The 15,655-nt window shown below is 67.2% G+C and carries 11 protein-coding genes; 6 read left to right on the top strand and 5 right to left on the bottom strand.

Annotation, left to right across the window (positions count from 1 at the left end):
- The first annotated feature begins 12 nt into the window (after positions 1-12).
- From BLS55_RS02150 to BLS55_RS02140, 3 genes are all read left to right on the top strand, one after another.
- Positions 13-1,272: a uracil-xanthine permease family protein gene (locus tag BLS55_RS02150; RefSeq protein WP_092152718.1), complete on the top strand. Its 1,260-nt coding sequence runs from the start codon at positions 13-15 to the stop codon at positions 1,270-1,272.
- A 36-nt stretch (positions 1,273-1,308) separates the two neighbouring features.
- Complete coding sequence (locus tag BLS55_RS02145; RefSeq protein WP_092152717.1) at positions 1,309-1,896, top strand: GDSL-type esterase/lipase family protein; 588 nt, start codon at positions 1,309-1,311, stop codon at positions 1,894-1,896.
- A 364-nt stretch (positions 1,897-2,260) separates the two neighbouring features.
- Positions 2,261-5,077: an FAD-binding and (Fe-S)-binding domain-containing protein gene (locus BLS55_RS02140; protein WP_092152716.1), complete on the top strand. Its 2,817-nt coding sequence runs from the start codon at positions 2,261-2,263 to the stop codon at positions 5,075-5,077.
- Between the two features lie 382 nt (positions 5,078-5,459).
- On the opposite strand, the gene amrB is transcribed toward BLS55_RS02140, so the two are convergent.
- The 4 genes from amrB to BLS55_RS02120 form a co-directional block, all read right to left on the bottom strand.
- On the bottom strand, positions 5,460-6,401 hold the full coding sequence (gene amrB / locus BLS55_RS02135; RefSeq protein ID WP_092152715.1) for an AmmeMemoRadiSam system protein B: 942 nt from the start codon (positions 6,399-6,401) through the stop codon (positions 5,460-5,462).
- A gap of 174 nt (positions 6,402-6,575) precedes the next feature.
- Positions 6,576-8,039 carry an NAD-dependent succinate-semialdehyde dehydrogenase gene (locus BLS55_RS02130; protein ID WP_092152714.1) on the bottom strand — a complete coding sequence of 488 codons (1,464 nt, stop codon included), beginning with the start codon at positions 8,037-8,039 and terminating at the stop codon, positions 6,576-6,578.
- A 41-nt stretch (positions 8,040-8,080) separates the two neighbouring features.
- Positions 8,081-9,343, bottom strand: a complete 1,263-nt coding sequence (locus tag BLS55_RS02125) for a dihydroorotase (protein ID WP_092152713.1) — start codon at positions 9,341-9,343, stop codon at positions 8,081-8,083.
- Positions 9,340-10,296, bottom strand: coding sequence for an aspartate carbamoyltransferase catalytic subunit (locus tag BLS55_RS02120; protein WP_092152712.1), 957 nt, complete (start codon positions 10,294-10,296; stop codon positions 9,340-9,342). The genes BLS55_RS02125 and BLS55_RS02120 overlap by 4 nt, the downstream gene beginning before the upstream one ends.
- Positions 10,297-10,655: 359 nt before the next feature.
- Between BLS55_RS02120 and BLS55_RS02115 the strand changes: the two genes are divergently transcribed.
- The 3 genes from BLS55_RS02115 to BLS55_RS02105 are packed head-to-tail and all read left to right on the top strand — an operon-like array spanning position 10,656 to position 13,605.
- Positions 10,656-11,453 (top strand): sulfite exporter TauE/SafE family protein, encoded by a 798-nt coding sequence (locus BLS55_RS02115; RefSeq protein WP_092152711.1) that lies wholly within the window; start codon positions 10,656-10,658, stop codon positions 11,451-11,453.
- A gap of 9 nt (positions 11,454-11,462) precedes the next feature.
- Positions 11,463-12,329 carry a YitT family protein gene (locus tag BLS55_RS02110; RefSeq protein WP_092152710.1) on the top strand — a complete coding sequence of 289 codons (867 nt, stop codon included), beginning with the start codon at positions 11,463-11,465 and terminating at the stop codon, positions 12,327-12,329.
- A 13-nt stretch (positions 12,330-12,342) separates the two neighbouring features.
- Positions 12,343-13,605: an amidohydrolase family protein gene (locus BLS55_RS02105; RefSeq protein ID WP_257243100.1), complete on the top strand. Its 1,263-nt coding sequence runs from the start codon at positions 12,343-12,345 to the stop codon at positions 13,603-13,605.
- Between the two features lie 179 nt (positions 13,606-13,784).
- Here the strand turns inward: BLS55_RS02105 and BLS55_RS02100 are convergent, their stop codons facing one another.
- On the bottom strand, positions 13,785-15,542 hold the full coding sequence (locus tag BLS55_RS02100; RefSeq protein ID WP_092152708.1) for a methyl-accepting chemotaxis protein: 1,758 nt from the start codon (positions 15,540-15,542) through the stop codon (positions 13,785-13,787).
- Positions 15,543-15,655 lie beyond the last annotated feature (113 nt).

Genomic DNA, 15,655 nt, shown 5'->3' with positions numbered 1-15,655 from the left:
ACGGAGCGCCCCATGACCAGCCAAAACCCGCGGCCCGCGGCCGCCCCTACGGACTACCGCCTGCGCCTGCGCGACTGCGTCCTCGGCGCGCAGATGCTTTTTGTGGCCTTCGGCGCGCTGGTGCTGGTGCCCATCCTCACCGGCCTGGACAGCAACGTGGCCCTGTTCACAGCGGGCGTGGGCACCCTGCTCTTCCAGCTCTGCACCAGGGGCCGGGTGCCCATATTCCTGGCTTCGTCCTTCGCCTTCATCGCGCCCATCATCTACGGCGTGCAGACCTGGGGCATGCCCCAGACTCTGGGCGCGCTGGTCTGCTGCGGTTTTGTCTACTTTGTGGTCAGCGCCCTGGTGCGCTGGCGCGGCACGGAATTTGTGCTGCGCCTCCTGCCGCCCATCGTCACCGGGCCGGTCATTGTGGTCATCGGGCTCGTGCTCGCGCCCGTGGCTGTGAACATGGCCCTGGGCAAAACCGGCGACGGCGGGCAGCAACTGGTGCCCGGCAACCTGGCCCTCTGGATTTCCATGACCTCCCTGGCCGCCACGGTGCTGGTCTCCCTGCTGGGCAAGGGCTTTCTGCGCCTCACGCCCATCCTCTGCGGCATCGTCGCCGGGCTCATCGCCTGCCTTATCCTGGGCGTGGGCGACTGGGGCAGCATCACCGCCGCGCCCTGGCTGCGCCTGCCGCACTTCATCTTCCCCGAATTCGCCCTGGAGCCCGTCCTTTTCATCATTCCCATCACCCTGGCCCCGGTCATTGAGCACTTCGGCGACATCATGGCCATCAGCTCCGTCACCGGCAAGGATTACCTCAAAGACCCCGGCATCCACAAAACCATGTTCGGCGACGGCCTGGCCACCATGGTCGCGGCGGCTGTGGGCGGCCCGCCCTGCACCACCTATTCCGAGGTGACCGGAGCCGTGGCCCTGACCCGCGCCTTCAACCCCGCAGTCATGACCTGGGCCGCGCTCTGCGCCATTCTGCTCTCCTTCGTGGCCAAGATCGGCGCGTTTCTGGGGGCCATACCCGTGCCGGTCATGGGCGGCATCATGATCCTGCTCTTCGGGGCCATCATGGTGGTGGGCCTCAACACCCTGGTGCGCGCGGGCAAAGACCTTATGGAGCCCCGCAACATGATCATCGTGGCCCTGGTGATCATCTTCGGCGTGGGCGGCATGCAGTTCAGCATCGGCAGCTTCAAGCTGGGCGGCATCGGCCTGGCCGCCGTCACCGGCGTGCTGCTCAACCTGCTGCTGCCCCGCAGCCGCGCCTGAGGCCAACCGCCGCACCGCGGCGCGCAAGGAGTTCGCATGATTCTGGTCTGCCTGGGCGATAGCCTCACCTACGGCTACGGCGTGCCGCGCCCGCGCGTCTGGCCCACCCTGCTGGGCAAACTGACCGGCTTTGACGTGCGCAACGCCGGCATCAACGGCGACACCACCGCAGGCATGCTGGCCCGTCTCCAGGCCGACGTGCTGGCCCAGGAGGCCGACGCCGTCTGCCTTATGGGCGGCTTCAACGACCTGGCCCTGGGGGCCGGGCCCGGAGCCGTGCGGGCCAACATCTTCGCCCTGGTCCAACAGTGCTTCCACGCCCGCGTGCGCCCCATCCTGGGCGTGCCCATTCCCCTCCACGATCCCATAACCTTCCCCTTGCTCGGCAGCGTGGATATGGACCAGGCCCGCACGGCCTACGCGGCCCTCCAGCCCTGGCTGCGCACCCTGGCCGCAGATTTCGGCCTCGCCTGCCTGGACTTCGCCCGCGGCTTCGCCAAACACGCCGCAGCCGCGCCCACCCCCCAAGCCGCCCTGGCCGCCCTCTACAGCGACGGCCTCCACCCCTCCGAAGCGGGCCATGCCCTCATGGCCCAGACCGCCGCCCCCCTGCTGCGGATATGAAGGAGAGCTGTTGCGGGGGAAAAGGGCTCCCCCCCCACGCCCCCCACCCTTCAAAAAATTTTTTCTCTCTCAGGGGCCGCGTAAGGCGTACCTTGAACAACGTTTTCAGTACGCCGCCCGGACGAAGCCGAACCAGGCCCGCCACCCCCACTTAAAGCAGTGGATTTTTATCGCGAGAATCGATACTATTAATTAACATTGCGTCCAGCCCTTGCCGGACGCCGTCCCGCTTGCCGCACATTGACTGCCCGGCCGTCCGGCGCGCAAAGGCCTTCCCGCGCGTCGCCCAGACCGGACGTCCCCTCGCAGAGCCGCTGCGCAGGCTGTCACCCCAAAGGCGGCGCCGTCCGCACGGAGGATCCCCATGCTCCCCTCGCCCTACAAAGAATTCAAGACGGAACTCTCGGCCTTTATCCCCAAGGCCCGCATCCATACCGACCCCTTGCGCCTGCTGGCCTACGGCACGGACGCCAGCGTCTATCGCCTGACCCCCAAGCTGGTGGTGGACGTGCTGGATGAGGCCGAAGTTATGGAGCTGCTGGGCCTGGCCCACCGGCTGCAGGTGCCCGTAACCTTCCGCGCGGCGGGCACCAGCCTTTCCGGTCAGGCCGTGACGGATTCCGTGCTGGTGCGCATCGGCAAGGGCTGGCGCAACTGGCGGGTGGGCGAAAAAGCGGAAAAAATCACCCTCCAGCCGGGCATCATCGGCTCCGGGGCCAACAAAATTCTGGCCGAGTTCGGCAAAAAAATCGGGCCGGACCCGGCCTCCATAGACAGCTGTTTTATCGGCGGCATTTTCGCCAACAACGCCAGCGGGATGTGCTGCGGCACGGCGGACAATTCCTACAAAACCGTACTCTCCACCCGCATGATCCTGGCCGACGGCGCGCTGCTGGATACGGCGGACGCCAAAAGCCGCGCGGCCTTTGCCCGCAGCCACGGCCACATCCTGGCGGGCCTTGCCGCCCTGCGCGAAAAAACCCTGGCCGACCAGGCCCTGGCCGAGCGCATCCGCCGCAAATTCAAGATCAAAAACACCACGGGCTACAGCCTCAACGCCCTGGTGGATTTTGAAGACCCCTTTGAAATCCTCCAGCACGTTATGGTGGGCTCCGAAGGCACCCTGGGCTTTATTGCCGAGGTGACCTACCGCACGGTGGAGGAAGCCCCCTTCAAAGCCTCGGCCCTGCTGCTCCTGCCCACGGTGAAGGACGCCTGCGACCTGGCCTCGGCCGTGGCGCGCCTGCCCGTTGCCTCCGCCGAGCTTATGGACCGCGCCTCTCTGCGCTCTGTAGAAGGCACGCCCGGCCTGCCCGAAGGCCTGGAAACCCTGGACGATCAGGTCTGCTCCCTGCTGGTGGAAACCCGCGCCCCCAACCAGGAGGGGCTGAACGCCAACATCGCCGCCATCAATGAGGCCTTCAAGGATGTGCATTTTGTGCGGCCCTACGCCTTCACGGACAAACCAGAGGAGTACGGCAAGCTCTGGCGCATCCGCAAAGGCATTCTGGCCTCGGTGGGCGGCATGCGGCCCGTGGGCACCTCCATCGTCATTGAGGACGTGGCCTTTACCCTGGACCGCCTGGGCGAAGCCGCCACAGACCTGCAGGCGCTTTTCGCCCGCCACGGCTACAGCGTGGCCCCGCTCTTCGGCCACGCCCGCGACGGCAACCTGCACTTCGTCTTCTGGCAGGACTTCGGCGCGCCCGCCGAAGTGGCCCGCTACAAGGCCTTTATGGACGACTTCAGCAAACTTATTACAGAAAAATACGACGGCTCCCTCAAGGCCGAGCACGGCACAGGCCGCAACGTGGCCCCCTTTGTGGAGCTGGAATGGGGCTCTACGGCCTACGCCATCATGAAGGAGATCAAAAACCTGCTGGACCCGCAGGGCATTCTCAACCCCGGCGTGCTGCTCAACGAAGACCCGCAAGGCCACGTCAAAAACCTCAAGCCCCTCACCCCGGCGGATCCCCTGGCGGACAAATGCATGGAATGCGGCTTCTGCGAATCGGTCTGTCCCTCGCGCGAGCTCACCCTCACCCCGCGCCAGCGCATCGCCGCCTACCGTGAAATCTGTCGTCTGCGCGCGGCGGAGCCCAAAAGCCCGGCCCTTAAGCAGCTGGAAAAAGCCTACGAATACATGGGCAAGGCCACCTGCGCCACGGATAGCCTCTGCCGCCCCCGCTGCCCCGCGGGCGTGGATACGGGCGTGTTCATCAAAAGCCTGCGCCACAAGGATGCGGGCGCGTGCGCCAACAAACTGGCCAACGGCATAGCCGACCACTTTGCCGGAACCTGCCGGGCCATGTCCTTCATGCTCAACAGCGCGGACGGCCTGCACCGCCTGCTGGGCACCACCGTCATGCAGAACGGCGCGCGCCTGCTGCGCTGCCTCAGCTGCAAAAAAATCCCCTTGTGGAACAAAGATATGCCCAAAGGCGGCCGCAAACTTCACCTGCCCGCCGTACCCTCCCCCAACCCCAAGAAGGTGGTCTACTTCCCCAGCTGCATTGCCCGCAACATGGGCCCCGGCGCGGAACACGCCGACCGCCGCAGCGAGCCGGAGGCCGTGGTGAGCGTGCTGCTCAAGGGCGGCTACGACGTCATCCTGCCCAAGGATATGGAAAAGCTCTGCTGCGGCATGGCCTTTGCCAGCAAGGGCCTTACCGACGCGGCCCGCAAAAAGGAAAAAGAGCTGGAAGCGGCGCTTAAGGCGGCCAGCAACAACGGGGAATACCCCGTGCTCTGCGAAACCAGCCCCTGCCTGCTGCACATGAAGGAAACCCTGGATCCGGCCATCCGCTTCTATGAACCGGTGGAATTCATCATGGACAACCTGATGGACGCCCTGCCCCTCCAAAAACTGCCCAAAACCGTGGCCCTGCACGCCACCTGCTCCATGCGCAAAATGGGCCTGGAAGGCAAGCTGGAAGCCCTGGCCAGAAAGTGCGCCGAAAACGTGGTAGTGCCCGAAGGCATAGATTGCTGCGGCTGGGCCGGAGACCGGGGCTTTACCCACCCGGAGCTCAACGAATCCGCCCTCAAAAGCCTGCGCATGCAGGTCAGCGCCTGCGAGGCCGGCTATTCCTCCAGCCGCACCTGCCAGATCGGTCTTTCCCTGCACAGCGGCATTCCGTACTACTCCATCGTCTTCCTGGTGGATGAGGCCAGCAAGTAACAACGGTTCGGGGGAGGAAACTTTTTACAGGGTTTCCTCCCTCTGCGCCCCTTTATGCCGCGCCGCAACTGTCGGGGAAAGACGCGCCGGGAGCACTCAGGCGATCGTCTGCCCAGAGTACGCCTGTCGCGCCACCCTGAGGGGAAAAAGTTTTTTGAAGGGGACAGGGGGCGTGGGGGGAAGGGGGGACTTTTGTTCAGCTTAGCCCGTTACGACGAAGGAAGTTACGGGCTAAGACAGCAGCGCTAGTTACGGGCGAAGACAGCAGCGCTAGTTACGGGCGAAGACAGCAGCGCTAGTTACGGGCGAAGACAGCAGCGCTAGTTACGGGCGAAGACAGCAGCGCTCAAAAGTCCCCTTCCCCCACAAAAAAATCTTCCTTCTACTGCACGCCGAAGCGCAGGCCTGCGTAGCCCACCACCTGGGCGGCGTCGCCCGTGGCGCTGGCCGAGGTGTCGTAGGCGGCCAGCTCAGCCCAGGGTTCGCCCAGGGCGCGCAGGGCGTAGAGGGCCACGGCCATGGGGGCCGCCCCGCACATGCTGCAGCGGCTCTGCTCCACGGTGGTCAGCAGGGCGTCGGGGTCGCAGGCCAGGGTCTGCTGCAGGGCCAGGCCATCTTTTTGCAGGGTGGTCTGCTGGTCTTCGTAGTGGTTCATGTCCGAGCTGACGATGAGCCCCACGGGGTCGTCCTCGGCCTGGGCAACGAGCAGGGCCGCGCCCAAGGCCAGGCCTGCGGCGCGCAGGACTTCGGGCCGCCGGACGCCCACACATACGGGCACAATGGCGCGGGCCTGCGAGGGCGGTGCCGCGTCCGCCCCGGAAACGGCACTCATGCCGGGTGCGGCGTTCGCTGCGGGCGCGGGCAGATATTGCAGAAAGGGCAGGAGGACTTCGATGGCGTGTTCGCCCAGATGGCAGTCCGTATCCGGGGCAAAGCCGCCGCGGCCGCAGAGCGCCGCCGCCAGGCCCGCGTCCACGGGCACGTCGCCCAGGGGGGTGCGCCAGGCGCCGTCAGGCCAGACGCCCAGGGGGTGTCCCCGGCCGGTATGGTTGGGGCAAAGCACAATGCAGCGGCGCGGCAGGGCCGCGCCCACCGTGCCCGCGCCCCAGGGACCGGCCAGCACGGCTCCGGCCACCCGGCCGCTGTAAACATAGCCCGCGTGGGGCAGCATGACGCCCACCAGGCGGGAACCAGCCCCGTGCGGGCGCGCCCCGGCGGGATCGGGCAGTTCTTTGGGCGTAAGGCAGGCCCGCAGGGCCGCGCGCAGGGCTTCGGGATCATCGGGATAAAACCGGCCCGCAGCCACGGGTTGACGCAAAGGCATGGCTATCCTCCTTGGAGCGTTGCACCCGCGGCCTGCGCTGCGGCTGCGTGAACGGACACGCGGCTGCGCGGACGGCGGGCCGCCGCCAAGGCGCAAGGGTGACCCCTCCGCGCGGTTCCGAAACAAACGCCGCAACGCTGCGCCCATACGCGCAAGCGCCGCTTGCGCGGCGCGCTATCCTTCCAGGCCGCCCAGCAGCAGGTAGCGGGTTTCCATATATTCCAGCAGGCCTTCGCGGCCGCCTTCGCGGCCCAGGCCGCTGTTCTTGGTGCCGCCGAAGGGCGTTTCCGCCGCGGCCAGGGCGGCGTCGTTAACGCCCGCCATGCCGTACTGAAGATCTCGGAACAGCCGCCAGATCCGGGGCATGTTGTTGGTGCAGACGTAGGAAGCCAGGCCGTATTCCGTATCATTGGCCAAGGCCACGGCTTCCTCTTCGGCGTCAAAGGGCATGAGCGCCGCCACGGGGCCGAAAATTTCCTCGCGGAAGATGCGCATCTGCGGGGTGAGGCCCGTGAGCAAGGTAGGCTCGTAAAAATTGCCCCCCAGGCTGTGGGGCTTGCCGCCGGCCAGGAGCTGCGCGCCTTTATCCAGGGCGTCGCGCACCAGGGCGTCGGTATGGGCCACGGCGTCGGCATTGATAAGGGGGCCCATGTCCGTATGAGGGTCAAGGCCGTTGCCCACGCGCAGGGCGCGCACCTTGGCGAGCAGGCCCTGGGCAAAGGCCTCGTACGCGGACCGCTCCACCAGAAAACGGTTGGCGCAGATGCAGGTCTGCCCCGCGTTGCGGAATTTGCAGGCCAGGGCCGTGGGCACGGCGCGCTCCAGGTCCGCATCCGCAAAGACGATGAAGGGCGCGTTGCCGCCCAGCTCCATGGAAAGACGCTTGAGGGTGGGGCCGCACTGGGCGGCCAGCTCCTTGCCGACGGCTGTGGAGCCGGTAAAGCTCAGCTTGCGCACCAGGGGATTGGCGGTGATTTCGCCGCCGATGGCCCTGGCCCCGCCCGTAAGCACGTTGAGCACGCCCGCGGGCAGGCCTACGCGCTGGGCCAGCTCGGCCAGGGCCAGGGCGCTGTAGGGCGTGGCGCTGGCGGGCTTGACCACCATGGTGCAGCCCGCGGCCAGGGCCGGGGCCACCTTGCGCGGCAGCATGGACATGGGGAAGTTCCAGGGCGTGATGGCCGCGGCCACGCCCACGGGCTCGCGCCGGGTCAGGGCCTGGACGCCCGCGCGGAACACGGGCGTCACCTCGCCCGCGCAGCGGCGGATTTCCTCGGCGTACCAGGGGAAGTAGGACGCCCCCTGGCGGATTTCGCCCCTGGCTTCGGCCAGGGGTTTGCCTTCCTCCAGGGTGAGCAGGCGGGCCAGATCCTCCAGGTTATCCTCAATGGCCTGGCCCCAGGCGCGCAAGAGCGCCCCGCGCTCCTGCGGCGTTCTGGCCTTCCAGGCGGGAAAGGCGGCCTGGGCCGCCTCGACGGCCTGGCGCGTTTCGGCCGCGCCGCAGTCGGGCGCCTGGCCCAGCAGGCTGCCGTCGGCCGGGTTGTCCACGCGCAGAACCTTGCCGCTGTCGGCCCCGCGCCATGCGCCGTTGATCAGGCACTGCTCGCGAAAGAGCCCCATATCGTGCAGAAAGTTTTGCATATCTCCTCCCGTATGCCGCTGGCGGACGCCGACCGCCGGGATCAGAACAGCCGCCTGCCTCCCAGCCAATGGTGGACGACGCGCCCGTGCAGCTCGCGCCCCAGGAAGGGCGTGTTCAGGCTTTTGGAATACATGGTCTCCCTGCCGGGGATCCAGACGGCCGCCGGATCCAGCAGAAAGAAGTCCGCCGGGTCGCCGGGGGCGAAGCCGTTCCAAGGCAGGTGGAAAATTTCCGCCGGCCGTCGGCACCACAGGCGCTGGAGGTCGGCTTCGGTCAGCGCGCCTTCGCGCACCAGCTCCCAGGTCAGGCTCAGGGCCAGGTCCAGGCCCGTGAAGCCGCAGAGGGCCTCGTCCAGGGTGCCTTCTTTTTCATGGGCGGCGTGGGGGGCGTGGTCCGTGGCCAGGATGTCGATAAGGCCGTCCTTGACGGCGCGGCGCAGGGCCGCGCGGTCCTCGGCCGTGCGCAGGGGCGGGCTTACCTTGGCCAGCGTATTGTAGCCTTCAAGGGCCGTTTCGTCCAACAGCAGGTAGTGGGGGCAGGTTTCGGCCGTCACAGGCACCCCGCGCGCCTTGCCCCAGGCAATGACGTCCACGGTGAGCGCGGCGGAAACGTGGGCGATGTGCACGGGCACGCCCAGATACTCGGCCAGCATAATGTCCCGCGCGGCCTGCACGGCCTCGCCCGCGGCAGGCTGACCCTTGACGCCCAGCAGCCCGCTGGTCGCGCCCTCGTGCATGCGCCAGCCGCGGGCCAGGTGCGGGTCTTCGCAGTGGTCGATGAGGATAAGGTCAAGGTCTGCCGCATATTCCATGATCCGGCGGACAATTTCGGCGCTTTCCAAGGGTCTGCCGTCGTTGGACACGGCCACGCAGCCCGCGGCCTTGAGCTCGGCCAGGGGGGTCAGCTCCTCGCCTTTAAGGCCCACGCTGGCGGCGGCCACAGGGCAGAGGCGCGGGCCGTGGGGGTGGCTCTGGCGGGCGCGCTCCAGCATGTGGGCGGTGACGCTGGCCGTATCGTTGACCGGCCTGGTGTTGGCCATGCACATGACCGTGCCGAAGCCGCCGCGCGCCGCGGCTTCCAGCCCGGAGGCAATGTCTTCCTTATATTCGTAGCCCGGTTCGCGCAGATGGGTGTGCGCGTCCGTCATGCTGGGCATGAGGGTCAGGCCGTGGGCGTCGAAAATCTCGCAGTCTTCGGGCGGCGGGCAGTGCCCCGCCGGGGTCATGGTCAGGATTTTGCCGTCTGCCGTCAGCAGGTCCACCGGGGCTTCCAGGTGGCGGGCGTTTTGGATGCAGAGTTTCATGCGCGTCCTCCGTCGCGGCGCGTGGCCAGCAAATAGAGCACCGCCATGCGCGTGGCCACGCCGGCGGCCACCTGGTCCAGCACCAGGCTTGCCGGGGCGTCGGCCACGTCGTCGGCGATTTCCAGCCCCCGGTTCATGGGGCCGGGGTGCAGCACTTTCGCGCCGGGCAGGGCCAGCTCAAGGTGCCGCGCGCCCAGGCAGAAACGCCGGGAATATTCCGCCAGGTCGGGCAAAAGCCCCGCCTGCTGCCGCTCCAGCTGCAGGCGCAGGCACATGACCGCGTCCACGTCGCGCACGGCGCGGGCAAGGTCGCAGCAAACCTCCACGGGCCAGTGCTCCACGCCTGCGGGCAAGAGGGTGCGCGGCGCGCAGAGCCGCAGCTTCACCCCCAGCATGTGCAGCAGGTGCACGTTGGAGCGGGCCACCCGGCTGTGGGCGATATCGCCCAGAATCAGGAGCGTGCGGCCTTCAAACCGGCCTTCCCAGGCCGCCCGCAGGCTGAAGCAGTCCAGCAGAGCCTGGGTGGGATGGGCGTGCCAGCCATCGCCGCCGTTGACCACGCCGCAGGGCAGAAGCTCCGCCAGAAAGCGCGCCGCGCCGCTGCTGGGGTGGCGGATGACAATGACGTCCGGCCCCATGGCCTGCAGGGTCAGGCCCGTATCCTTGAGGCTTTCGCCCTTGTTGAGGCTGGAGCCGGTCTTGGCCAGGGAATAGGTGTCCGCTGAAAGGCGCTTGCCCGCCACGTCAAAGGAGGTGCGGGTGCGGGTGCTGTTTTCCACAAAAAACAGCACCACGGTCTTGCCCTTGAGGGTGGGCACCTTCTTGACGGGCCGGCGGTTGATCTCCTGAAAGCTGGCGGCCAGGTCCAGCAGGTGGAAGGCATCCTCCCGGCTGAGCTGGGTGACGTCCAGCAAGTCCTTGTGGGGCCATTGGTAGGTATCTGTGCTGTGCATGGCAGTGCCCGGTCAAAAAAAATCCCCGCTGAAACCAACGGGGGTGGAAAGAAACGGCCTGTGAGCCGGGAAAAACGGCAGACCAGGGGCTCGAAGCCCGCCCGGCCAGGGGCTGCCGGGCATGGGGGTGGCGGTCTTCATGCGGAAAATGTAGGCGCGGCCCCGGCCTTTGTAAAGCAAAAAGTCGGTTGACGCCCCTTGGGGCTTTGACTAGTTATGGATACACGCGCCGCCGCCCCGCCCCCCGAAGCCGCCCGCTGCCGGGCCCGCCGCGCCGGACGGCCGCGACCGCGTGCGCCTGGAGCGGGGAAACACAACGACGACACGACTTCAGAACTCGACGAACAGGGAGGGGGGTCATGCTGCTTTCACTGCTGGCCTATCTTGGCTGTGGGGCTATTGCCGGCATTCTGGCCGGACTTCTGGGCGTGGGCGGCGGCCTTGTGCTGGTGCCCATGATGCTCGCCATCTTTCCCACTGTGGGCGTGCCGCCCCAGTATGTGCAGCAGATGGCCCTGGGCACTTCGCTGGCCAGCATCATGATCACCTCCGTCTCCAGCGCGCGCGCGCACAACAAACGCGGGGCCGTGCACTGGGATATCTTTAAGGCCATCACCCCCGGCATCCTGGTGGGCACCTTCGGCGGCGGCCTGGTGGCCACCCACCTGCCCACCATGTTTCTGAAGGTTTTCTTCATCTGCTTTCTGCTGGTGGTGGCCGTGCAGATGCTCTCCAACTACCGGCCCCCGGCCAGCCGCGACATGCCCGGTCCCCTGGGCACGGCCTGCGTGGGCGGCGGCATCGGGCTCGTCTCCAGCTTTGTGGGCATTGGCGGGGGCACGCTTTCCGTGCCGTTCATGACCTTCTGCAACGTGCCCCTGCACCACGCGGTGGGCACTTCGGCGGCCATCGGCTTTCCCATTGCCGTGGCCGGCGCCCTGGGCTATATCGTGGGCGGCTGGGGCCGGCCGGATCTGCCCGCCGCCAGCATCGGCTTTGTCAACCTCTGGGCCCTGGTGGGCATAGCCTCGGCCAGCTTCTGCACCGCGCCCCTGGGCGCGCGCCTTTCCCACGCCCTGCCCGCCGCCCAGCTCAAAAAAGGCTTTGCCTGCTTTCTTATCCTTGTAGCCGTCAAAATGGCCTGGGGGCTGCTGTAAACAACAACTATGAAACTCTATACCCATAACGTCGCGCGGGCCCGGGCCGTCTGGTGGAACCTGCTCTGGCTCACCCTGGGCTCGCTGCTCATGGCCCTCTGCATTCAGGGCGTGGCCGCGCCCCACGGCTTTCTGGCCGGGGGCGTCATGGGCCTCGCCCTGCTTACCAGCTACTGGTCCGACACGCTCACCCCCCTGATCTGGTACGCCCTGCTCTGCACGCCGGTCTACCTGCTGGGCTGGTTCGCCGTGGGCCGCCGCTTTCTGCTCTACACAGCCTACGGCACACTCTGCACCACCCTGTTCGGCTTCTGCATCAATTTCACCATTCCCCTGCAGACGGAGCTCTACGCTGCGGTGGTGGGCGGCGTGCTGCACGGCACGGCGGGCGGCATGATGCTGCGCACCCTGGGCAGCGGCGGCGGCACGGACGTCATCGCCGTGGCCCTCAAAGACCGCTGGAACGTGCCCATCGGCCAGTTCAACTTTGCCTTCAACTGCCTGCTCTTTCTTACGGCGGCCGCGCACATGCCCCTGGACACCATTGTGGCTTCCATGATCATGATGTTCATCTCGTCCCAGACGCTGGAATATGTGCTGGGCATGTTCAACCGCTACAAGCTGGTCATGGTCATTTCCGATCACGGCGAGGAAGTGAGCGAAGGCATTCTGGTTTCGGAGCGCTTCGGCGTGACCCTCATGCGCGGCAAGGGGGCCTATTCCGGCGCGGACCGCGAAATTCTGGTCACCGTCACCAACAATGTGGCCCTCAAGCGGCTGGAAAATCTGGTCTACAGCATCGACCCCCACGCCCTGTTCATTGTGGAAAACACCTTCTATGTGGCCGGCGGGCAGTTTGCCCGCCGGGGCCGCTGAACCCGGAGCCCCCGTGAACCCTGCGCCGCCCCCCCTGCCCGACGCCGCCGCGCCCCAAGGCCCCCCGCCCGACGCGGGGACAGCGCTGGCCATCCGGGCCAAAAGCCTGCTTCCCCTGGCCGGGGAGGGGCCGGCCAGGGCCGCGCATCTGTTTGCGCCCCTGAAGCGCCTGGACAACGCCGTGCTGGTGGTGCGCCACGGCCTGGTGGAAACCGTGGGGCGCTGGGGCTCCACGCCCCTGCCGCCGGGAGCGCTGGTGCGGGACGTGGGCCCCGTGTGCCTGGCCCCGGCCTGCGTCAATGCCCACACCCACCTGGAGCTTTCCCACCTGGCCGGGCGCACCCGCTGGGATGCGGGCTTCACGGCCTGGCTCAGGAGCCTTATCCCCTTGCTGAGCGCGCCCCTGGCCGCCGAAGCCGTGGAGGCCGCCTGCGCGGATATGGCGGGCACGGGCACGCGCTGCGTGGGCAATGTGGCCGGATCCCTGCCGGGCGGCATTCTGGCGGCCGATGCGGCCTCCTGCGCCGCCGGGCTTACAGTGAGCCATTTTTGCGAATGGTTTGGCTTCGGCCCGCCCTTTGCCCAGGGCGAAGGCCCCTGGCCGCCGCGCTGCCGCGAAGCCGCCGAAGAAGACCCCTTTCTGGCGGCGCGCTGCGCCCCGGGCGGACACGCCCTCTACTCCACCGGGCCGGACGTGCTGCGGGCCGCGCGCGAAAACTGCCGCCGCATGGGGCGGGTGTTCTCCTTCCATCTGGCCGAATCGCCAGAAGAAACCGAGCTATTAACAACAGGGACAGGCCCCCTGCGGGAATGCTATGCGGACGTGGTGCTGCCGCCGGACTGGCGCGCGCCGGGCCTGCGGCCCCTGGCCTACGCCCTGAGCCTGGGGCTTTTGGGGGCGGACACGCTGGCCGTGCACGGCGTGCAGTTGGACCCGCAGGAAGTGGAAGTGCTGGCGGCCAGCGGCGCGGCCCTCTGCCTTTGCCCGCGCTCCAACCGTCATCTGGACGTGGGCGTGGCCCCGGTGCGGGAACTCATGGAAAGCGGCTGCCTGCTCTGCCTGGGCACGGACGGCCTGACCTCCAACCGCGACCTGGACGTGCGCCAGGAGGCCGTGTGGCTGCGCGAGACCCTGGACGTGCCGCCCGAAGCCCTGGTGCGCATGCTTACAGTCAACGGCGCGGCGGCCCTCAACCTGCGGGCCAGCGGCGCAGGGCGGCTGGAGCCGGGCGCGCCCGCGGATTTCTGCGTGCTGCCCGAAGCGCTGGTCTATTAAAGCAGATTACCTTTGAGAACAGGCATTCTCAAAGGTTAAGGCACGCGCGTTTCGGCGTTTGCCAGCGCCAATAAATTGCGCTTGCGCCTGCACGGCGAGCGGCTGCCCGGCGCACCGCCAGGGCATTTCAACGTTGAAATGCCGTAACGCCGGGGCCGTGTTCCCACGCCGCGCTGGAGCTATCGCGCGCGCAGTCTGCCCATAAGATCCATAAGGCGGCGCGTCTGGGCGGTGAGGTCGGCCACGGCCTGGGCGGCCTCGGTCATGGATTTGGCGGTCTGGTGGGACATGTCGCTCACTTCGCTGATGGTGCGGTTGATTTCCTCACTGGCTGCGGATTGCTCCTCGCTGGCCGCAGCAATGGCCCCCACCTGATCCGCGGTGGTTTCCACCGTGCTGACAATAGCCTCCAGCGCCTCGCCGGACTGCCGGGCGAAACCCGTGGCCTCGCCGATGCGCGCCACGGCATTGTCGGCCGAGGCCGCGCTTTGGGCGGCGCTTTCCTGAATGGCCTTGATGGCGCTGCCCACATCGTGGGTGGAAGCCATGGTTTTTTCGGCCAGTTTGCGCACCTCGTCGGCTACCACGGCAAAGCCGCGCCCGGCCTCGCCCGCGCGGGCGGCCTCAATGGCGGCATTGAGCGCCAGAAGGTTGGTCTGATCCGCAATATCCGAGATGACGCCCATAATGCGGCTGATGGCCTGGGCGTGCTCCTCAAGCCTGCCCATATCGCCCTTAAGCTCCACAGAAACCTGCTGCACGGCGTCGATGCTCTCCAGGGAGCGGCGCACCACCGCCGCGCCGCTCTCGGCCTTCTCGCGGGTGTCGCCTGAGGCGGCGGAGGCCGCGCCCGCGTTTTTGGCCACCTCCTGCACGGTGGCGTTCATCTGGGTCATGGCCGTGGCGGCTTCAGCCAGCCGCTGGGAGGTTTCCTGCGCGCCGTGATCGGACTGCTCAATCTGCGCGGCCAGGCGCGCGGCAACGGAGGAAACCACATTGGCCACCTCCTCCAGGCCCTGAGCGGCTTCGCGCATGGCCTGGGCCCGCTCCGTGGCCTGCGCCCCGGCCTCCTCGGCCTGCTGCAGGGCCGCCGCGGCCTTCTGGGACTGGGCCACAGCTTTGGCCGATTCACTCCTGGCCGTGGCTATGTGCTCTTTGAGGGCCGTCACCATGGCCGCCATGTGGGCGTAAACGCCGGTTTTGGGGCTGCTGTCGTCCAGGCTGTAGTCCCCTTCGGCCACCCGCCGGGCAATGACGGCCAGCTCTCCGGGATCCTTGCCCAGCTGCACCCCCACGGAACGGGTGATGCGCCAGGCGATGCCCAGGCTCACCAGCACGGCAATCAGGGCCAGGGCAATGGTCATATTGCGGGCGCGCAGGCCGATTTCCGCCGCCTGCCGGGCCACTTCGCGGCTGCCCGTGACGTTGAGCTCCACAGCCGCCGCGTATGTTTTGCCCAGCGCGTCAAACACGGGCCGGTACTTGCTGTTGAACAGGGCATTGGCCGGGCCGCGACGGCCATCCAGCATGTTTTTGACCAGTTTTGCGCGGATGGCGTCCTCTTCCTTGGAAAGATCGGCGATCCGGGCCATGAGCTCCTTATCCCGGCTGTCCGAAGCCGCGGGATGAACGTCCAGGAGTGAGGCATACAGGGCGTAGTTCTTCTGGATATTCTCCAGGGAGACGGCCAGGCTTTTTTCGTACTTGCGGATCTCCTCCACATAGCTCTGCGAAAGGATGGAGGCCAGGTCGGCCCGCACGGCATTGAGGTCCACATTCATGGACTGGATGGCGATGACCGAGGGCAGCCAGACGGCGTCCATCTCGTTGATGCGTTCGTTCATGGCGGCGATGTTGCGCAGGGCCGCCGCAGACAGCACGAGCAGAACGGCGATAAGGCCACAGAACGACAATGCCAGCTTGGTGCTCAACTTCATGACGCGCTCTCCAGACCGGCGCGGACGCCGGGAAACAGCAGCTTGCCCTTCCGACCGCGCGGCCAAAGGCTGCCGCCGTGCCCGGAAGGCTAATTATCCCTGAAAAGTATGAT

This window comes from Desulfovibrio legallii (assembly GCF_900102485.1).
Lineage (GTDB): Bacteria > Desulfobacterota > Desulfovibrionia > Desulfovibrionales > Desulfovibrionaceae > Desulfovibrio > Desulfovibrio legallii_A.
The sequence above is the reverse complement of the archived record's forward strand: the minus strand, read 5'-3'. Positions and strand labels throughout refer to the sequence as shown.